Here is a 681-nt window from a genome sequence, read left to right as displayed (position 1 = left end):
CCGTCATAGGGGTTGCCCACAAACGAGCGTGCACCGACAATCAGGCCTTGCTTCTCCGTGATTGCGAGGCTCACCTTGACGCCAAACTCATACGGCTGGCGAGCCTTGCCTTTTGAGATGCACTCCACTTCTGGCGCATGAAGCGCATAGAGCTTGTGCTTATCTTTCGCTCGCTGGCGGCAGATACGCCAGGCGCGCTCAAGCCAGATGCTTAAGGATGCCTGTTGCTCAGTGGATGCGTTCGGTAACTTTCTCTCGATGTCGCGCAGCAATCGTCCGAGGATCGTGCGCTGACGCTTGAGCACCCGGCGCAGTCGCTTGAACTGCTTCGCATGCGCATAGCCACCGGCGCGGCGACGCAATTGTTTCCCCTCTCGCTCGTATGTTTGCTTCAGTGCCAGTCCGGCACGTTGCGCGAGCCTTGCGAGTTTGCCTCGTGCAATCTCCAGCAAACGGCTGTCAGTCGGATAGGCAATCGCTTTTTGTTGGACCGTCGTATCGACAATCACGCGCTCGAACTCGGCCGGCCTCACTGCTTTCATTTCCACGGCCGCTGCAATTGTCGTCGCGAGCAACTCCTCGACACCAGCTTCGCCCAGCGCCTTGAAGCGCCCCGGAAATGTAGGAGACTTTGGATCTTGGCTGTAACGGGAGATTTGAAGAATGGAAAACGCAAGCAAA

Annotated in this window: 1 protein-coding gene; it reads right to left on the bottom strand. The window is 57.4% G+C overall.

Annotation, left to right across the window (positions count from 1 at the left end):
• A partial coding sequence (locus tag AWB81_RS43910; RefSeq protein WP_510183690.1) for a transposase family protein occupies positions 1-681 on the bottom strand: 681 nt, incomplete at both ends.

This window comes from Caballeronia arationis (assembly GCF_001544975.2).
Classification (GTDB): Bacteria; Pseudomonadota; Gammaproteobacteria; order Burkholderiales; family Burkholderiaceae; genus Caballeronia; species Caballeronia arationis.
Note: the sequence above shows the minus strand (reverse complement) of the source record. Positions and strands in the feature narration are given on the sequence as shown.